General features: G+C 40.6%; 17 protein-coding genes. 13 read left to right on the plus strand and 4 right to left on the minus strand.

Annotated features, from left to right (window positions below; genetic code table 11):
• Positions 1-85 precede the first annotated feature (85 nt).
• Entirely contained in the window at positions 86-703 is a 618-nt protein-coding gene (locus tag EBQ12_RS13660; RefSeq protein WP_017367452.1) for a nitroreductase family protein, read from the minus strand.
• A 141-nt stretch (positions 704-844) separates the two neighbouring features.
• Between EBQ12_RS13660 and EBQ12_RS13665 the strand changes: the two genes are divergently transcribed.
• Positions 845-1,177, plus strand: a complete 333-nt coding sequence (locus tag EBQ12_RS13665; RefSeq protein WP_017359678.1) for a winged helix-turn-helix transcriptional regulator — start codon at positions 845-847, stop codon at positions 1,175-1,177.
• 75 nt (positions 1,178-1,252) lie between these two features.
• The gene (locus EBQ12_RS13670; protein WP_003215921.1) at positions 1,253-1,471 is read left to right on the plus strand and encodes a hypothetical protein; all 219 of its coding nucleotides are present in this window, start codon (positions 1,253-1,255) and stop codon (positions 1,469-1,471) included.
• A gap of 40 nt (positions 1,472-1,511) precedes the next feature.
• Here EBQ12_RS13670 and EBQ12_RS13675 read toward each other — a convergent pair whose 3' ends face one another.
• Positions 1,512-1,985 (minus strand): Hsp20/alpha crystallin family protein, encoded by a 474-nt coding sequence (locus EBQ12_RS13675; RefSeq protein ID WP_008346468.1) that lies wholly within the window; start codon positions 1,983-1,985, stop codon positions 1,512-1,514.
• A gap of 86 nt (positions 1,986-2,071) precedes the next feature.
• Here EBQ12_RS13675 and rarD point away from each other — a divergent pair, with 86 nt between their 5' ends.
• The 4 genes from rarD (at position 2,072) to bshB2 (ending at position 4,373) form a co-directional block, all read left to right on the plus strand.
• Complete coding sequence (gene rarD, locus EBQ12_RS13680; RefSeq protein ID WP_235690798.1) at positions 2,072-2,983, plus strand: EamA family transporter RarD; 912 nt, start codon at positions 2,072-2,074, stop codon at positions 2,981-2,983.
• Positions 2,984-3,061: 78 nt separating this feature from the next.
• Positions 3,062-3,343 (plus strand): hypothetical protein, encoded by a 282-nt coding sequence (locus tag EBQ12_RS13685; RefSeq protein ID WP_125590363.1) that lies wholly within the window; start codon positions 3,062-3,064, stop codon positions 3,341-3,343.
• On the plus strand, positions 3,340-3,690 hold the full coding sequence (locus tag EBQ12_RS13690; protein ID WP_008346474.1) for a YojF family protein: 351 nt from the start codon (positions 3,340-3,342) through the stop codon (positions 3,688-3,690). The genes EBQ12_RS13685 and EBQ12_RS13690 overlap by 4 nt, the downstream gene beginning before the upstream one ends.
• 17 nt (positions 3,691-3,707) lie before the next feature.
• Complete coding sequence (gene bshB2 / locus EBQ12_RS13695; RefSeq protein WP_007500738.1) at positions 3,708-4,373, plus strand: bacillithiol biosynthesis deacetylase BshB2; 666 nt, start codon at positions 3,708-3,710, stop codon at positions 4,371-4,373.
• A gap of 21 nt (positions 4,374-4,394) precedes the next feature.
• On the opposite strand, the gene EBQ12_RS13700 is transcribed toward bshB2, so the two are convergent.
• On the minus strand, positions 4,395-5,762 hold the full coding sequence (locus tag EBQ12_RS13700; protein ID WP_125590365.1) for an MATE family efflux transporter: 1,368 nt from the start codon (positions 5,760-5,762) through the stop codon (positions 4,395-4,397).
• 266 nt (positions 5,763-6,028) lie between these two features.
• Between EBQ12_RS13700 and cdaS the strand changes: the two genes are divergently transcribed.
• The 7 genes from cdaS (at position 6,029) to odhB (ending at position 16,273) form a co-directional block, all read left to right on the plus strand.
• Positions 6,029-6,655: a sporulation-specific diadenylate cyclase CdaS gene (gene cdaS, locus EBQ12_RS13705; protein WP_125590367.1), complete on the plus strand. Its 627-nt coding sequence runs from the start codon at positions 6,029-6,031 to the stop codon at positions 6,653-6,655.
• 404 nt (positions 6,656-7,059) lie between these two features.
• On the plus strand, positions 7,060-8,391 hold the full coding sequence (locus EBQ12_RS13710) for a C40 family peptidase (RefSeq protein WP_072368428.1): 1,332 nt from the start codon (positions 7,060-7,062) through the stop codon (positions 8,389-8,391).
• Positions 8,392-8,468: 77 nt separating this feature from the next.
• Positions 8,469-9,047 (plus strand): superoxide dismutase family protein, encoded by a 579-nt coding sequence (locus EBQ12_RS13715; protein ID WP_125590369.1) that lies wholly within the window; start codon positions 8,469-8,471, stop codon positions 9,045-9,047.
• Between the two features lie 89 nt (positions 9,048-9,136).
• On the plus strand, positions 9,137-10,015 hold the full coding sequence (locus EBQ12_RS13720) for an ATP-binding protein (RefSeq protein WP_017367449.1): 879 nt from the start codon (positions 9,137-9,139) through the stop codon (positions 10,013-10,015).
• 11 nt (positions 10,016-10,026) lie between these two features.
• Positions 10,027-11,943 carry a vWA domain-containing protein gene (locus EBQ12_RS13725; protein WP_017367448.1) on the plus strand — a complete coding sequence of 639 codons (1,917 nt, stop codon included), beginning with the start codon at positions 10,027-10,029 and terminating at the stop codon, positions 11,941-11,943.
• Between the two features lie 224 nt (positions 11,944-12,167).
• Complete coding sequence (gene sucA / locus EBQ12_RS13730) at positions 12,168-15,002, plus strand: 2-oxoglutarate dehydrogenase E1 component (protein WP_019743271.1); 2,835 nt, start codon at positions 12,168-12,170, stop codon at positions 15,000-15,002.
• Between the two features lie 14 nt (positions 15,003-15,016).
• Complete coding sequence (odhB, locus tag EBQ12_RS13735) at positions 15,017-16,273, plus strand: 2-oxoglutarate dehydrogenase complex dihydrolipoyllysine-residue succinyltransferase (protein ID WP_007500721.1); 1,257 nt, start codon at positions 15,017-15,019, stop codon at positions 16,271-16,273.
• Between the two features lie 31 nt (positions 16,274-16,304).
• On the opposite strand, the gene EBQ12_RS13740 is transcribed toward odhB, so the two are convergent.
• Positions 16,305-17,255 (minus strand): bile acid:sodium symporter family protein, encoded by a 951-nt coding sequence (locus tag EBQ12_RS13740; RefSeq protein ID WP_125590371.1) that lies wholly within the window; start codon positions 17,253-17,255, stop codon positions 16,305-16,307.
• Between the last annotated feature and the right edge of the window lie 24 nt (positions 17,256-17,279).

Here is a 17,279-nt window from a genome sequence, read left to right on the forward strand (position 1 = left end):
AAGGAAGACTTGAAAATAAGTATGGAAAAATAATATTCAGAGCAAATAAAAAAGCCCCAGCATGACGCTGAGACTGTGCCGTTTTTTATAGGAAATCAGATACTTCTTCGATGTCAAAACGATTGCTTTTGTGAGCTTCTTTTGCTGCTTTCCCGACAGAAATCAACATCACTGGTTCGTATCGACCACTCACATTGAATTCTTTCACGTACGCTTCTTTGCTGAAACCGCCCATTGCGCATGTATCATATCCCATTGCTTTCGCCGCAATCATTAATTGCATAGCAGCTAACGAAGCGTTAGAATACGCAGCTTCACGTGCATATTGCTCGCTTTGATAAGCACCATTAATTTGCGTCATCAATGTTTCTTTAATATCTTCTGTGATGAAGCCTTGTTCTGCTAGCTCACTGTAGATTTTTTCACCCTTTAGATTGGCTTCAAGGTCACCTAGCACAGCAATCACAGCTGATGCTTGAGAGATTTGTTTTTGATTGTAAGCGATTGGAAGAAGTTTTGCTTTTGATTCAGCACTATGGAAAACAGTGAAATGCCAATGCTGAAGGTTCCAAGCAGATGGTGCTTTTGTTGTGATATCAAGAAGCTCTGTTAACTCTTCTTTTGTCATTTCATGAGTTGTATCATACTCTTTTACTGAAGCTCTTTCTTTTAAAATGTCAATCGTTTTTTGATCGCTCGCCATATGGATATTTCCTCCCGTTTTTGCAAATAGTATGGTACAATAAATAAAAAAGTGAGAAACTTACTTATTGTAACTAGAGATATATTTTAAATTGTACACCGTTAGTTTGTCAAACGATTATGAAAAGAAAGGCTGAAATATATGGAATTTCAATTATGTCCAAACATTCAGCAAGCTTTTTTGCTTCTTGGCAAAAGGTGGAATGGTCTCATCATTCATGTATTGCTTGATGGTCCGAAGCGGTTTAAAGACCTGACGGACATTATTCCATCCATCAGTCAAAAAATGCTCGCAGAACGCTTAAAAGAGCTTGAGCAAGAAGGAATCATAAAGCGCACTGTACTTCCTGAAACGCCAGTCAAAGTCATCTATTGTCTAACCGAAAAAGGGAGTGCATTACATGGTGTGTTCGGAGAAGTATCGCGCTGGGCAGGGGAGTATGCTGGATCTCATGAAAAAAAGGAGCAAGCTTAGTTTTAGGTTTGCCCAAACGTTTTGTCTTCTAATGAATATGCTGATGTTAGGCACATGACAAAGGAGGAGAAAAGCATGTACCCTCATACTCCGTATTTTCGAGGCGGTGCCCCTGGCATTCCGCCATATGAATCTAGAGTCCCTTTGTTTTTTGGTTTTGGCGCTCCTTTAGTCGGCGGACTGCTTGGCGGATTTCTAGGAAGTGCGATTTTTAATTATCCTCGTCCATATTACCCGCCTCCACCACCGCCTGTTCCACCACCTTATGGCGGCGGATATCCACCATATTATTAAGAAAAAAGAGTAAGCCTGCTTCCATTTCAAAGCAGGCTTTTTATAATGGAATATCAATTTCAGAAATGCCTGGATCATCATGCTTTAAAAACATAATTTCTAAAATACCATCTTGATACGAAGCCTTCGTTCCTTTTCTTTTCACAGCAGCAGGCAGGACAACCTTCTTTTGTTTATTCTCTTCAGGAAAATGATCAATAAACAGCAGATTGGCTGTATGTTTGATTTTTACTTTTTCCGTGTTCGGACGATCGAGCTCTATTTTGACAAACACGTGATCTGTCGTCTCAAATACTTCAACATTCGGCTCTTTCTTTTTTTTATCGTCTGTCTCTCTTTCTTTCTGCTTCTGAGACAGCGGATCCTGAAAGGGGAATTGAGCAGAATAATTGGAGCCGAAAACACTTTCCATGACTTGATTGACATATTGCTCAACGTCTTTAGGATCTGAATTTTTTAACGCTTCTTTTGAAAATTGCTTTTGAAAAGGGAATAATCGGTTCCAGTCAAACATGCAAATCATCCTTTCTAAATGCCCTGAATTAGTATATGCCCATAATGTGATGTGCGTGCTATAATATACGATAGGTTTAGAAAGGAATGGTTAGATTGAACGAACAACAATCAAAAGGTGTCTTATATACGGCTGCATCTTTTACATTATGGGGGTTGTTCCCATTATATTGGAAACTGATGGAGCATATTTCGTCAGGCGAAATTTTAGCGCACAGAATCGTATGGTCCTTTGTTTTTATGTGCGGTATTCTTTTATATTTAAAGCAAGTCCGTCCAGCGATGCAGACTGTGAAAGGTCTGATGATAGATGGAAAAGCACTTTTTTCATTACTTTTATCGGCTATATTAATTTCGGTCAACTGGTATGTATACATTTGGGCTGTAAATCACGATCTGATGCTGGAAGCGAGTTTAGGGTATTATATTAATCCGCTTGTATCAGTTTTACTAGGCATCATTTTCTTAAAAGAACGACTGAATAAAATGCAAACCACCGCCATTCTCATTGCTTCAGCTGGTGTCATCATCTCAACTGTTCAGTACGGCTCATTTCCTGTCGTGGCTTTCGTATTGGCTTTTAGTTTTGGGTTTTATGGACTGATTAAAAAAAGAATGAGTTTTACGAGTGCCATTGGATTAACCATTGAAACACTGCTTCTTGCACCAGCTGCGCTTGTTTACTTATTCTTCTTCTTAAAAGAACCTGTTGTCACGATGAATCCGAGCAGCTTCGGCTCTCTTGGGCTATTATTTTTTGCAGGTGTCTTTACAGCTGTACCGCTTCTTTTATTTTCTGAAGGAGCCAAAAGAATTCCTTTATACCAAGTTGGTATTTTGCAGTATATTGCACCAACTATTACACTCTTTTTGGGGCTATTTGTGTATCACGAACACTTATCTGCAGCAAAAATCGTGACATTCCTCTGTATTTGGGTGGCGATTTTACTATTTACAACCTCTCAACTCCGAATGAAAAAAACAGCGAATTCTCATTAAAGAGACGAAGCAGTTTGCTTTTTTTTGCAGGCGGATCATGTCATAATAAGTTGTTACCAAAACTGTAGAGGTGATCACATGTCATCAGTCGATGAGCTTGCACACGCTTATCAATCTTTATGGAAAAATCGGCAGCTTGATGTAGTGGATATGACTTCATTACACGAGGCGATACGAGATGATTTGCTTGATGCACGCACCCATCCTCGCGCAAGAAAGTCATTACATCAAAAGTATGTAATCGCTGTGGAAAGAATTTTAGAAAGCACGATTGAACAGGGTCATCAACTACAGCTGATCAGCTTACATACGAAAAAGCTGCGAGAACTAATTCAAAATGAAGGAAGGAACCACTCATGAAACCAATTCAAACGGAAGATGTCACAGCACATCTTGAATCGTTTTTAAATCGGCCAGTCTTCGTTCATCTTGAAACGACAACTGGTTCTTATTCAGCTCATGTGAATGAGCAAAATATGACGGTCGTGGCGTATATCCGCAACGCAAAAGTTGTCTATTCACAGGCAAAAATAAAAGGACAAGGTCCATACCGTGTCGGAATGAAAACAGAAGATGGCTGGATTTACGCAGAAGGTTTAACCGATTACGTGTTTGATGAACAAGGTCGCCTGCTGTTAGCAGGACACCTGCCAGACGGAAAACTAGCGATCTCATTACAAATTAGTGAAACACCATTTCAGGTGTAGGAGAGAGGGGAACAGTGATGAACGAACATGTACTTGTGATGCTGCCTCACCCCGACGATGAATCCTTCGGGGTCGCAGGGCTCATCGCGCAAAGCAGAAAACGTGGAATTCCAGTGACGTATGCATGCGGGACACTTGGAGAAATGGGAAGAAATATGGGAAGTCCAACTTATGCTAACCGTGAGACACTTCCTGAATTAAGAAAACAGGAATTAATCAATGCATGTAAAGAAATGGATGTCACAGACTTGCGAATGCTTGGTCTTCGAGATAAAACGTTGGAATTTGAAGATGATGAGTATTTAGCGGATGTGATGGAACGCATAATTGATGAAGTGAAACCAACTCTTATTGTCACGTTTTATCCAGGTCATGGCGTACACCCTGATCATGATGCGACAGGTGAAGCGGTCATTCGTGCTCTATACCGCAAGAAAAAAGAAGACCGTCCTGTCACATACTGCATGGCCATTACGAAAAATCGAGAAGAAGTGCTAGGAAATGCCGATATTGTGATTGATATTACGGATGTAGCCGATATCAAATTAAATGCACTAAGAGCGCATAGAACACAAACAGAAGGCATGCTAAGAGAGCTTGAACAAAAGCTGAAAAACAAAGAACCAGTCGTTCAAAAATGGTTTGATGAAGAAATTTTCTGGACGTATCAATGGAATGACTAAATGAAAGGCAGCTGACTGAAGTCAGCTGCCTTTTCCTGTTGTATCAGAATGCATACGTCTTTCAATCAACCTGAGACGAACAAATAGGACGATGGCACCTGCGGCAAGCCCAGTAATCAGCCCAACCCAATAACCAAACGCTCCAAATGAGGTATACGTGCCAATCAAGTAGCCAGCTGGAAGGCCGATGACCCAGTAAGAGACAAACGCAGCAATCAGTGTGTAATTCACATCTTTATAGCCGCGCAGAGCCCCTTGAATGGGTGCAGCGATCGCATCAGACAGCTGGAAAAAGATCGCATACATCAAAAAGTGCTGTGTCATTTGTAAAACAGCTGATTCAGTTGTATATAAACCAGCGATCTCAGGTCTAAATAACAAGATGAGTGCTGCAGTACATAATGAGAACAAAACAGCTGTTGCAATGCCAATATAGCTGTAGCTTTTTGCGTCTTTATACCGCATGGCACCGGCTTCAAAACCTACAACAATCGTTAAAGCCATTGAGATACTAAGCGGCAGGATATATAAAATAGAAGCAAAGTTCATCGCTGCTTGGTGACTGGCGATTGTCACGGTATCAAAGTGACCCATTAAGAGCGTGACAGCTGCAAAAATACTTGTTTCAAAAAAGATCGCAAACCCAATAGGGATACCGATTTTCAGTATGTGACCCATTCGGGAGACGTTAAAACGAGGTAATGTCTGAAACAACCGAAAGGATGCAAACGGTTCGGCTTTGATGACAATACAAATACTCATGATGAAAATCGCCCAATACGTCAGCGCAGATGCAAGACCAGCCCCTGCACCGCCAAGCTTTGGAAACCCAAAGTTTCCAAAAATAAAGAGATAATTTAAAACAAAATTAATAGGAAGTGCGGTTAACGTAATGAACATCGTCACACGTGTTTTTCCTAATGCATCAATGAACGATCTCATGACTGAATAACCAAAAAGCGGGATGATCCCAATAGCAAGGAAGCTGAGAAAATGACGGGCAATAGTTTCTACGGATGGTTCAAGCCCAAGTCTCCCTAAAATAAAAGGAACACACAACGATCCAATAACAATCACCACGATACTTAAAAGAAAAGATAAATAAATGGCCTGGAAGACTGCACGAGGAACGTCTTCCCTGCGGCCGCCACCCATCAGCTGAGCCACAATAGGGGTAACAGCCATTAAAATGCCAGCGAGGCCAGTATAAACAGGTGTCCAAATGCTCGAACCGATCGCAACACCTGCTAGGTCTTCTGCACTCACTTTTCCAGACATCACCGTGTCTAAAAATGTGATGAGCGAAAGACCTGCTTGTGTAATTAAAATCGGAATCAATATGGTTAAAAATTGTGACAGCTTTGCTCGAATACTATTCGTTTCTCTCATCATAAGTTCCTCTCTGAACAGAAATAACGAGAGGAATTATATCACGCTATGTAAAAAAATCAATTCTCCGTCGGATTATTTTTCTTTGAGGGCTTCGTTTTTTTGAACATTTGGGCATAAATAAAAGAAAGACTGACAACACCTAAAATGCTGCAAGCATATTGAATCAATTTTTGAATGGTCATATTGAATTCACCTCCATACAAATAGAATGTGCACAATTTGTTATTTTATGACACAAGCGAAAGAAGGAGGGACATGGTGAGATGATCAATCGCACAAATGAAGAAGCGATGTTTAAGTTAGAAATGAAATCTCATTTAACGCAAATTATGATGGATGCAAGGGAAATCGTCGAATCGCTTGACCAGACGGAACAATGCCTTCTTTGTGAACTCGAATCATTGCATGATCAGTTTAATGAAATGCATGCAGAGGCTTCCTCGTTTTATTTACAAGCATATATGGAAGAATTCACACCAGGTTTTGCTCAATTTTCTTTAGCCATTGAGAACTTATCAAAACAAAAGCATGGCGCACTGATTGTGATTCAAAGGAGAGATGAGGTGGAGGATTATATACAAAAAGGGACAAACCTCCATGCGAAAATTAGCGCATCATTAATAGAAAGCATTTTCTATCCTGGAAACCCACTTCATGATGGCGCCCTTTTAGTAAAAGAAAATACGCTTGTTTCCGCTGCAAACGTCCTACCGCTCACCTCAAAAAAAGTCAGCCCTTCTCTAGGCACAAGACACCGGGCAGCCATTGGACTTTCTGGCATGACTGATGCCCTTGTTCTTGTGGTATCAGAAGAAACAGGGAAAATGTCGTTTGCGAAAGAAGGCGTCCTCTATCCGTTAACTGTAAAAGACCAAGAAATCAGAAAGTAAACATGAACACAGCATTCTTCTTTGGGAAGGGTGCTTTTTTTATTGAGGAGAAAAAACAGGCAATTAAGTAAAAAGTCATTTGATACAGAAAAATTTGTCATGTAGAATAGAACTATGAAACTAGCAACGTGCTTGTTTTGACAAATTTCTAAACGTCAACTTAAAAATTCCTTAAAAATTGTTTATAAATACAGCAAACAGCCGATAGAAACGATATGGCTTTGTTTTAGCATTTTGAGTTTGCTGCTCTAAAACCTATTTAGTATTGCCCAACGTCTTCATGTCGAGTAATATTATAGAAATAAAGATAAAATAGTGCAAGAGAAGCAGAACCATTAAATGCTAAACTCAAAACTAGTACATAAGTCTTATGGGACGAAATCATGAAAGGCGGAGATTCATCTATGAAGAAAAAAGTAGTAACCGGCCTCACAGTTTCAGCGATCGCGGGCTCAGCTGTTATTGCTGCACCGGCAGAAGCACAGACGATCAAGGTGAAAAGCGGTGACTCACTTTGGAAGATTGCCGAACAGTACAACACAAGTATTTCGGAACTTCAATCTCTTAATCAATTAAAAACGACGATGATTTTTGCAGGACAAAGCTTAAAGATTCCTAGTGCAAAAAGTTCAAAATCCAGCTCATCAACAAGTTCAAAAGCAACGAAATCAAGTGCTTCAACAACATCTAGCTATACAGTCAAGCTTGGGGATTCATTATGGCTGATTGCGAAGAATCACAAAATGTCAGTTGCAAGTTTGAAAAGTTTGAACAGCTTAAACAGTGACCTCATTCGTCCTGGACAAAAGCTGAAAGTGTCTGGAACGACGAAAACGAGCGGCAGCCAGTCCTCAAATTCAAACTCAACATCTAATTCCAGCTCAAGTAACAAATCAACGAATTCTAATAGTTCATCATCAGCATCTAGTACATATAAAGTAAAATTAGGCGATTCACTTTGGAAAATTGCCAATTCGTTAAACATGTCGATTGGTGAAATTAAAACATTGAACTCGCTAAAATCTGATATGATTTATCCAAATCAAGTATTGAAGGTAAAAGGAACGGTGACGTCAAAACCAAGTCAGCCGAAAGCACCTGCTCAATCTAGCACGCCTTCAAACAGCAATCAGTCTTCAAGTAGTAAAACCACATCTTATACGGTTAAATCAGGTGATTCATTATGGAAAATTGCGAATCAGTTTAAGGTGCAGGTTCAATCAATCCGCACAGCAAACAGCTTGAAAAGTGATGTGCTGAGAATTGGACAAGTATTAAAAATCAACGGAACAGCTTCCGGTTCAACTGGATCTAATGGTTCTACGTCAAACGGTTCAACAACACCGGTCAACAATAATAAAACTGACGTTCCAATGAATGCAAAAATCACGACAATGATTCAAGAAGGTAAAAAACTCACAGGCATACCCTACAGATGGGGCGGCAATACACCAGCTGGATTTGATTGTAGCGGTTTTGTTTACTATCTCATTAATAAGGTTTCATCAGTATCTAGATTGAGTACAGCAGGATACTGGAATATGATGACGCCTGTCAGCACACCACAAGTTGGAGATTTTGTTTATTTCACAACGTACAAAGCAGGTCCTTCTCATATGGGACTATACCTAGGTGGAGGAGATTTCCTTCATGCAAGTGACAGCGGAGTAGGAATTTCAAACTTAAGCAATCCATATTGGAAAAAAGCCTACCTAGGCGCAAAACGTTTCTTCTAAAAAAGCCGATTTTCGGCTTTTTTTGTTTGCCCGTTGCTGTGATTGTCCATACTGATAACAAAAGGGGGCAGTCATAAATGAAAAAGTCAGTGTGGATGATCATGATATGTTTGATCTTTACCGCATCAGCATGTCATGCACCGCCGAAAAAAGAAACGACAGAAGAAACAAGAGAAGTTGCCGCACCTAAACAAGCACCAGTCACAACGTCACTCATAAACGAAAGCGGGCAAAAAATAGGGAGCATTGAAATAAGAGAGTCCTCAGAAAATGGGCTGGATCTGCATGTGAAAGCGAAAGGACTGCCGCCAGGTCCTCACGGCTTTCATATTCATGAAACAGGAATATGTGAAACGCCAGATTTTGAAACGGCGGGGGCTCATTTTAATCCGACCCATAGAGAGCATGGCTTCGACAACCCAAAAGGGCATCATGCTGGAGATATGCCTAATTTAGAAGTAGGGGCAAATGGTCAAATTGACGTCGTTGTGAATGTTCCGAATGTGACGGTCAAAGGAGGCCCGAATCAATTGGTTGATCAAAACGGGCGAAGTTTCATCATCCATGCAGAAGCAGATGATTACTTAAGCAACCCTTCTGGCAACTCAGGGAAACGCATTGCTTGCGGAGCCATCACAAAAGAAATGGTAAAATAACAGAAGACGAACCTTTATGTATTGAGTGCATAAAGGTTTTTTTAGTATACTTGGTGAGGAAAATGATCGAAGAGAGGAATTAATCATATATGTTTAACCAACCATCACTCCCAGAAGAAATTCAAGCAATGATCGAAGCAAAAGGAAAAGTTCTCGAAGAAGAATTTCGTCCGCTTATCGGAACAGGCGGCTATGAATCACAAGATACGTCTATTATTCAAGATGCCATGATTGCACTTGCCCTAGGAAAAAATGTTCTGTTAAAAGGACCGACGGGCTCAGGTAAAACAAAACTAGCAGAAACTTTATCCGCTTTCTTTCAACAGCCGATGCACAGTGTAAACTGCTCAGTTGACCTTGATGCAGAAAGTCTTATTGGCTATAAAACCATCCATAATGATGGACAAGTTGCTTCTATAGAATTCATTGAAGGACCCGTTACAAAAGCAATGAAAAAAGGACACCTTTTATATATTGATGAAATCAACATGGCAAAACCAGAAACACTGCCTATTTTAAACGGTGTGCTTGATTACAGAAAAATGATGACAAACCCATTTACAGGTGAAGTCGTTAGAGCAGAAGAAGGTTTTGGCGTGATTGCAGCAATCAATGAGGGATATGTGGGGACAGTGCCGCTCAATGAAGCGCTGAAAAACCGTTTTGTCGTCATTGAAGTTCCTTACATTGGCGGTGGCATTTTAAAAGAAGTACTGCACACTCAGTCCGTATTAAAGGATGAGCGGTTAATCGATCAATTCGTACAGCTCTCATCAGATCTCATCGTCCAAGCACACAATGGACAGGTCAGTGAAGAAGCCGCATCCATTCGCGCACTGTTAGATACATGTGATCTTGCGCAATATATTCCGCCGCTTCGTGCAATTGAACGAGGAATTGTAGAGAAGCTAGAAGATGACCGGGAAAAAGCAGCGGTAAGAAATATCGCTCAAACATTATTCGAGTGAGGTTCTGACTTTTGAAATTCATCAAATTTAATGACAGCAGAATCGATTCATTTCTATTTATGGAATTAACGGATTTAGCCAAAACACTTGCCAAAAGTGATGATGTGGAGCTTGAATACGGTGTTCAATCGTACTATGAACCGTTTGAAAAGAAAATTTTCATCAGCCATTTTTGGGATGATCGTCATCAAGAGGATATGATGGCAGGCCTAAAAAGTGATGTGTTTCTGCGAGCAGTAGGGACAGTGTATAGCGATCTTACAGTGTTTGAAGACATCATTTCCTATGCCCACACATTATCCATTCCTGATGTGTGCAAACAATTGTTTATGCTGTTTGAAGATATCCGCATTGAAGAGCGGATTAAACGTGACCGCCCAGGAACAAAAAAGGTATTTAAACGGAGAAGAGAGCTTTACAGACGTCACTTTAAAACACAATTAACGATTAACCAAGAGCGCAGTATTTTAACAGATGCACTCTTTTGTGCGATATACGTGAAGCTGACAGCCGAATCTCCGCTTGAAGAAATTCCACCCCTTCATGAGCGGATAGATCCAATGATTCCGTTTATTGAGTCAAGTCTTGAACGTGTATATGACGCACGCTCGACATCTGATATCGCCATCATTGTGAAGGAATTGACAGAAGGCTTCGATGAGCTCCTTGAAAAGGATATGCTGAACACATACTTTTTCTTCCCAGAATTGGACTATGAAAAAGCGGCAAAAGAACCGCTTTTCCATGACCTCAAAAGAAAGCCAAAATTAAGTGAGGATATAAAAGTCGATCGGGAAAAAGAGGGGGATGAAGACATCCATAATGAATATATGGAAGTATGGCATAGAGAAACGGAAGCACCATCTAAAAGTTTCCTTCAATTTGATTTAGAACACGGTGGTAAAAGCGATCTCGGTAAAGATGCGGCAAGAGAAGGTGACGATGGAGATCAGGCGCTTGGAACGGTTCAAGGTTCAGCCAAACAAACCCATCGAAAAGACTATTCAAAGCTTGAAGCACTAGAAGAGGCAGAAGGAGAAGAAAGCGGGGCAGATTCGCATGAGAATGGAAAAGAAAACAAATATGCATTTCCAGTCATGATTTCACCAGAATCTCCTTCACCAGAGCAAGTAGATGTGTACAGGCAGCACGCAAAGGCAATCGAGCCTTATCAGAAACGCTTAAAACAAATGATTCAAAAAACACTTGAGCATAAAAAATCATGGCCAAAAACAGATCTTCATGCAGGACGTCTCAGTAAAAAGCTCATTCGTTATTTTACAGAGTCCAATCCTCGACTATTTTATAAAAAACAAGCGCCATCTTCTCAAATTGATGCTGTGTTCACTTTATTAGTTGACTGTTCTGCGAGTATGTTTGACAAAATGGATGAGACAAAAAAAGGGATTGTTCTGTTTCATGAAGCTTTAAAATCAGTGCAGGTACCTCATCAAATTGTAGGGTTCTGGGAAGATACAAATGACGCAACTGAAACAAGTCAGCCGAACTACTTTAACACCGTCGTATCGTTCAAAGATTCCTTATTTGACGCAGGACCATCCATCATGTCACTTGAGCCAGAAGAGGATAACCGGGACGGCTATGCGATTCGCCAAATGACAAAAATGATTTTAAAACGAAGAGAAGAGCAAAAGTTCCTCATTGTTTTCTCAGACGGAGAGCCGGCTGCATTCAGCTACGAACAAAATGGGATCGTGGATACACATGAAGCGGTTCTCGAAGCGAGAAAAAAGGGAATTGAAGTCATCAATGTGTTTTTATCCAATTCTCCGATTGAAGAGGCGCAGATGAAAACGATCCAAGATATGTATGGCAAGTTCAGCATTTTTGTACCGGATGTCGATACATTGCCAGATGTGCTATATCCATTACTCAAGAAATTGCTGCATAAAAGCATTGGGGCATAAGGTTTTGCCCCTTTCTTTAAAATATTTTTCGGAATGATTTAAATTTTTTGTTTTTCTTTGAATTTTTTATCTTTAATTGAACAAAGAATGTAGAAAGTAATCCGAAACAGTGGTAGAATATGATTGGAAGCGTTTTATTACATAAATTTGGTCATTGTGTTCTGGAAGTTATATCGAGATAGTGTTCAATCACTTGATGATCAAAGTTGGGGGTAGTGTTCAAAATGTTTCAAAATGATGTGAAACAACCGTTGAGTTGGGAAGAATTTCATGGTCCGAACCTCGGCTACGTGCTCGAGCTCTACGATCAATATGTCCAGGATCCTACTAGTGTTGATGAAGACATAAGAGGCATATTTGATGAACTTGGTGCACCACCGAGTGAAATGAAGGAGGAAATTGGGAAAAAAGAAAATAGCGTAGTTACTTCTGAACAAATCCAAAAGATAGCATCAGTCGTTAAACTGGCAGAAGACATCAGAACGTATGGCCATTTAAATGCTTCCGTCAATCCTCTTCGCAAAGAAAAGGAATTACAAGAGCTGTTTCCATTAAAGGAATACGGTTTAACTGAAGAAGACGTTAAGAATATTCCAATATCAATTATTAGTCCAGATGCACCTAAACACATTTCAAACGGCATAGAAGCCATTAACCATTTGAGAAATACGTATAAGCGTACCATTTCATTTGAGTTTGATCATGTACATGACTTCGAAGAGCGCAACTGGCTCTCTAAATCTATTGAGTCTGGTGAATTATTTAAGAAAAAACCAGCAGATAAACTAGTTTCTGTACTCAAAAGATTAACAGAAGTCGAGCAATTTGAGCAGTTCCTTCATAAAACATTTGTTGGACAAAAGCGTTTTTCTATAGAAGGATTAGACGCACTTGTTCCAGTACTTGATGAAATTATATCCGAGTCTGTTACACAAGGGACTTCAAATATTAACATTGGAATGGCACATAGAGGCCGTTTAAATGTATTAGCACATGTGTTAGGAAAGCCATATGAGATCATTTTCTCAGAATTCCAGCATGCGCCTAATAAAGAGCTTGTACCATCAGAAGGCTCTATCGGCATCAGCTACGGATGGACAGGGGATGTAAAATATCATCTCGGTGCTGACCGCCAAATCAAAGATGAAGATACAAAGAGTGCAAGAGTCACACTTGCCAATAACCCAAGTCACTTGGAATTTATTGATCCGATTATTGAAGGAAGCACTCGTGCTGCTCAAGAATCGCGTACTCAAAAAGGCTATCCAGTTCAAGACGTTGAAAAAGCGTTAGCCATCTTAATTCATGGGGATGCTGCATTTCCTGGAGAGGGAATTGTCGCAGAAACATTAAATTTAAGTCAATTAGTTGGCTATCAAGTGGGGGGAACGATCCATATCATTGCCAACAATATGATTGGATTTACCACAGAAAGCAATGAATCTCGTTCAACAAAATACGCTAGTGACCTTGCAAAAGGTTTCGAGATTCCAATTGTTCACGTCAATGCAGACGATCCAGAAGCTTGTTTAGCAGCTGTTCAGCTGGCGGTAGAATACCGTAAACGGTTTAAAAAGGATTTCTTAATTGACTTGATTGGCTACCGCAGATATGGCCATAACGAAATGGATGAGCCATCTACTACTCAGCCAATGCTGTACGATGCGGTCAGAAAGCACAAAACGGTCAAGAATATCTTCGCAGATAAGCTTGTCACTGAGGGCCTTCTGTCAAAAGAACAAAGAGAAGAAATTGAGCAGGCTGTCACGGCAAAAATTGAAGAAGCTTATAAAAAAGTGCCTTCAAAGAAAGAACATACGATTCAAGAAATCGAACTGCCAGAGCCTGTATCTAACGGCTTCCCTGCAGTTGATACATCTGTAGAGTTTGATGTATTAAGAAAGCTGAATGAAGAATTAATTAGCTGGCCGAAAGACTTCCAAGTATTCGGTAAGCTAAAGCGGATCCTTGAAAAACGTGCAAAAGTGTTTACAGATGATCGCAAAGTGGAATGGTCACTTGGTGAAGCACTGGCATTTGCATCTATATTAAAAGACGGTACGCCGATTCGAATGACCGGACAGGATTCTGAGCGAGGCACATTTGCTCAAAGAAACCTTGTTCTTCACGACAGTCAAACGGGAGATGAATTCATTGCTCTTCATGAACTGAGTGATGCAAATGCATCATTTACAGTCCATAATAGTCCACTGTCAGAAGGCTCTGTCATCGGGTTTGAATATGGTTATAATGTCTATTCTCCTGAAACATTAGTGATTTGGGAAGCTCAATTTGGAGACTTCGCAAATGCGGCTCAAGTGTATTTTGATCAATTTATTTCAGCAGGCCGCGCCAAGTGGGGACAAAAGTCAGGGCTTGTGATGCTCTTGCCACATGGATATGAAGGACAAGGTCCAGAACATTCTAGTGGAAGAACAGAACGCTTCTTGCAATCAGCTGCTGAGAATAACTGGACAGTTGCGAATCTGACAAGTGCAGCTCAATACTTCCATATTCTTAGAAGACAGGCGAAAATGCTGCTTCGTGAAGAGATTCGTCCTCTTGTCATCATGACACCGAAGAGTCTGCTTCGTAACCCGAACACATTATCCGAAGTCCAAGAACTAACAGATGGACAGTTCCGTCCAGTTCTTGAACAGCCGGGCCTTGTGCATGATCATGAAAAAGTAACACGCCTTGTGCTATCGAGCGGGAAGGTATCGATCGATATTAGTGATCGTTTTACTCAAATGGAAGACCCAAAAGATTGGCTTCATATTGCGAGAGTGGAACAATTATATCCATTCCCAGCCAAAGATATTAAAGCTATTTTATCAAAACTGACGAACTTAGAAGAAATCGTATGGGTGCAAGAAGAACCGCAAAATATGGGCGCTTGGGGATATATTGAGCCATATTTACGTGAAATTGCATCTGAAAAAGTGAAAGTACGTTACATCGGCCGCAGAAGACGTTCAAGTACGGCTGAGGGTGATCCAACTGTTCATAAAAAAGAACAAGAACGAATTGTATCTGATAGCTTGACTCGCAAAAACTAAGGGGGAAATGAAAAATGGCGGAAATTAAAGTACCTGAACTAGCGGAATCAATCTCGGAAGGAACAATTGCTCAATGGCTAAAACAGCCGGGCGATTATGTTGAGCAGGGGGAATACCTGTTAGAACTTGAAACAGATAAAGTCAATGTCGAATTGACAGCTGAAGAATCTGGTGTTCTAAAAGAAGTACTGAAAGATTCTGGTGACACTGTCCAAGTTGGAGAAGTCATCGGAACGATTGCAGCAGGTGAAGCTGGCGGAAGCGAGTCCGCAGCTCCAGCACCTGAGCAAGATTCTGCACCAGCTTCGAAAGAAGAACCAGCAGCTGAACAAAAAGAAGAGGCAGCAAAAGAAGAGCCGAAATCTGGTAATGGCAGAACGATCGCTTCTCCAGCAGCTAGAAAACTAGCAAGAGAGAAGGGGTTAGACTTATCTGAGATTCCAACCGCAGATCCGCTGGGCAGGGTACGAAAGCAGGATGTAGCTTCTTACCAAAAGAATGAAGCTCCTGCAAGTGCACCGAAAGCCGCGCCAAAAGCAAATGCTGCGGTGCAAAATGATCAAGCAGGGAAACCAGTTGAGCGTGAAAAAATGTCACGCCGCAGACAAACCATTGCAAAACGTTTAGTTGAAGTTCAACAAACGGCAGCGATGCTGACAACATTTAATGAAGTCGATATGACAGCTGTCATGGATCTAAGAAAGCGTCGCAAAGATGCCTTCCTTGAACAAAACGATGTGAAACTGGGCTTCATGTCCTTCTTCACAAAAGCAGTGGTAGCAGCACTTAAAAAATATCCACTTCTCAACGCAGAAATTCAAGGTGATGAGCTTGTCATTAAAAAATTCTATGACATCGGTATTGCTGTAGCCGCCAATGAAGGGCTTGTGGTACCAGTTGTCCGTGATGCAGACAGACTATCATTTGCAGGAATTGAAAAAGAAATCGGTCATCTTGCGAAAAAAGCAAGAGATAACAAATTATCGCTCAATGAATTACAAGGTGGATCATTCACGATCACAAACGGAGGAACATTTGGTTCTCTGCTTTCAACACCAATTTTAAACAGTCCTCAAGTTGGAATTTTAGGTATGCATAAAATTCAGCTTCGTCCTGTTGCAATTGATGAAGAACGCTTTGAAAACCGTCCAATGATGTATTTAGCTCTTTCATACGACCACCGTATTGTCGATGGTAAAGAAGCTGTTGGGTTCCTTGTCACGATTAAAAATCTACTTGAAGATCCTGAACAGCTATTGCTTGAAGGATAATCGAAAGAAAAAGCTAGTACCGATCAGGGTACTAGCTTTTTTGGTCTTTATTTTCTGAGTAGCCTCTTTTTGACCAAAATGTTGCCAGCCAAGAGCCAGATAAATTATGCCATACGCTAAAAATGGCACTGGGAACGGCGGCAAGTGGAGAAAAATGTGCGGTCGCAAGGGTTGCGCCAAGTCCAGAATTTTGCATCCCTACTTCTATTGAAATTGCTCGTTGAGAAGGAATGTCCATTTTACACCATTTTGCAATGAGGTAACCCAATAATAGACCAAGAGCATTATGTAAAACAACAACGGCAAAAATAAGCAGTCCAGATTGCAGAATCTGTTCTTTATTTGCGCTGACAACAGCTGCAATGATGGCGACAATGCCAGTAACAGATACAAGCGGGAGTGCTTGTACAGCATACGTCACTTGTTTTTTAAAAAACAATTTGACGATAACCCCTAAAATAATCGGAATTAAGACAACTTGGACAATCGACAAAAACAAAGCACCCGGTGATACAGATAACCAAGATTTTGCAAAAATATAAATAAAAACAGGGGTCAAAATGGGAGCAAGTAGTGTCGAGATCGTTGTCACGGCAACGGATAAGGCCGTATTTCCTTTCGCCAAAAAGGTCATTACATTGGATGCAGTCCCGCCTGGACAGCAGCCGACGAGGATGACACCGACAGCGATTTCAGAAGGCAAATGTAACCCATAGGCCAATAAAAATGCAATGAGTGGCATCAGTGTATACTGCGCTAAAACCCCGATCAATACATAAAGAGGCTTTCTAAAAAGCTCTTTAAAATCTTCAGAAGACAGCGTCAGCCCCATGCCAAACATAATAATGCCAAGTAAAAAAGGGATATAAGGTCCAATCAAAGAAAATGTCGCAGGAAAAGTAAAGCCTAGACAAGCAAAGACAATGACCCATATAGCAAATGTTCTTCCCGCAAAGTGACTAATGTGTAAAAGGGTGTTCATACTATCTTTCAACTCTCTTTCTTT

The organism is Bacillus sp. 2B09 (assembly GCF_003946835.1).
In the GTDB taxonomy this organism is placed as follows: domain Bacteria; phylum Bacillota; class Bacilli; order Bacillales; family Bacillaceae; genus Bacillus; species Bacillus altitudinis.

Excerpts from the sequence above, each read along its gene's own strand:
- EBQ12_RS13660 (WP_017367452.1), bottom strand. The coding sequence starts at position 703 with ATGGCGAGCGATCAAAAAACGATTGACATTTTAAAAGAAAGAGCTTCA.
- EBQ12_RS13665 (WP_017359678.1), top strand. The coding sequence starts at position 845 with ATGGAATTTCAATTATGTCCAAACATTCAGCAAGCTTTTTTGCTTCTT.
- EBQ12_RS13670 (WP_003215921.1), top strand. The coding sequence starts at position 1,253 with ATGTACCCTCATACTCCGTATTTTCGAGGCGGTGCCCCTGGCATTCCG.
- EBQ12_RS13675 (WP_008346468.1), bottom strand. The coding sequence starts at position 1,985 with ATGTTTGACTGGAACCGATTATTCCCTTTTCAAAAGCAATTTTCAAAA.
- rarD (WP_235690798.1), top strand. The coding sequence starts at position 2,072 with ATGGTTAGATTGAACGAACAACAATCAAAAGGTGTCTTATATACGGCT.
- EBQ12_RS13685 (WP_125590363.1), top strand. The coding sequence starts at position 3,062 with ATGTCATCAGTCGATGAGCTTGCACACGCTTATCAATCTTTATGGAAA.
- EBQ12_RS13690 (WP_008346474.1), top strand. The coding sequence starts at position 3,340 with ATGAAACCAATTCAAACGGAAGATGTCACAGCACATCTTGAATCGTTT.
- bshB2 (WP_007500738.1), top strand. The coding sequence starts at position 3,708 with ATGAACGAACATGTACTTGTGATGCTGCCTCACCCCGACGATGAATCC.
- EBQ12_RS13700 (WP_125590365.1), bottom strand. The coding sequence starts at position 5,762 with ATGAGAGAAACGAATAGTATTCGAGCAAAGCTGTCACAATTTTTAACC.
- cdaS (WP_125590367.1), top strand. The coding sequence starts at position 6,029 with ATGATCAATCGCACAAATGAAGAAGCGATGTTTAAGTTAGAAATGAAA.
- EBQ12_RS13710 (WP_072368428.1), top strand. The coding sequence starts at position 7,060 with ATGAAGAAAAAAGTAGTAACCGGCCTCACAGTTTCAGCGATCGCGGGC.
- EBQ12_RS13715 (WP_125590369.1), top strand. The coding sequence starts at position 8,469 with ATGAAAAAGTCAGTGTGGATGATCATGATATGTTTGATCTTTACCGCA.
- EBQ12_RS13720 (WP_017367449.1), top strand. The coding sequence starts at position 9,137 with ATGTTTAACCAACCATCACTCCCAGAAGAAATTCAAGCAATGATCGAA.
- sucA (WP_019743271.1), top strand. The coding sequence starts at position 12,168 with ATGTTTCAAAATGATGTGAAACAACCGTTGAGTTGGGAAGAATTTCAT.
- odhB (WP_007500721.1), top strand. The coding sequence starts at position 15,017 with ATGGCGGAAATTAAAGTACCTGAACTAGCGGAATCAATCTCGGAAGGA.
- EBQ12_RS13740 (WP_125590371.1), bottom strand. The coding sequence starts at position 17,255 with ATGAACACCCTTTTACACATTAGTCACTTTGCGGGAAGAACATTTGCT.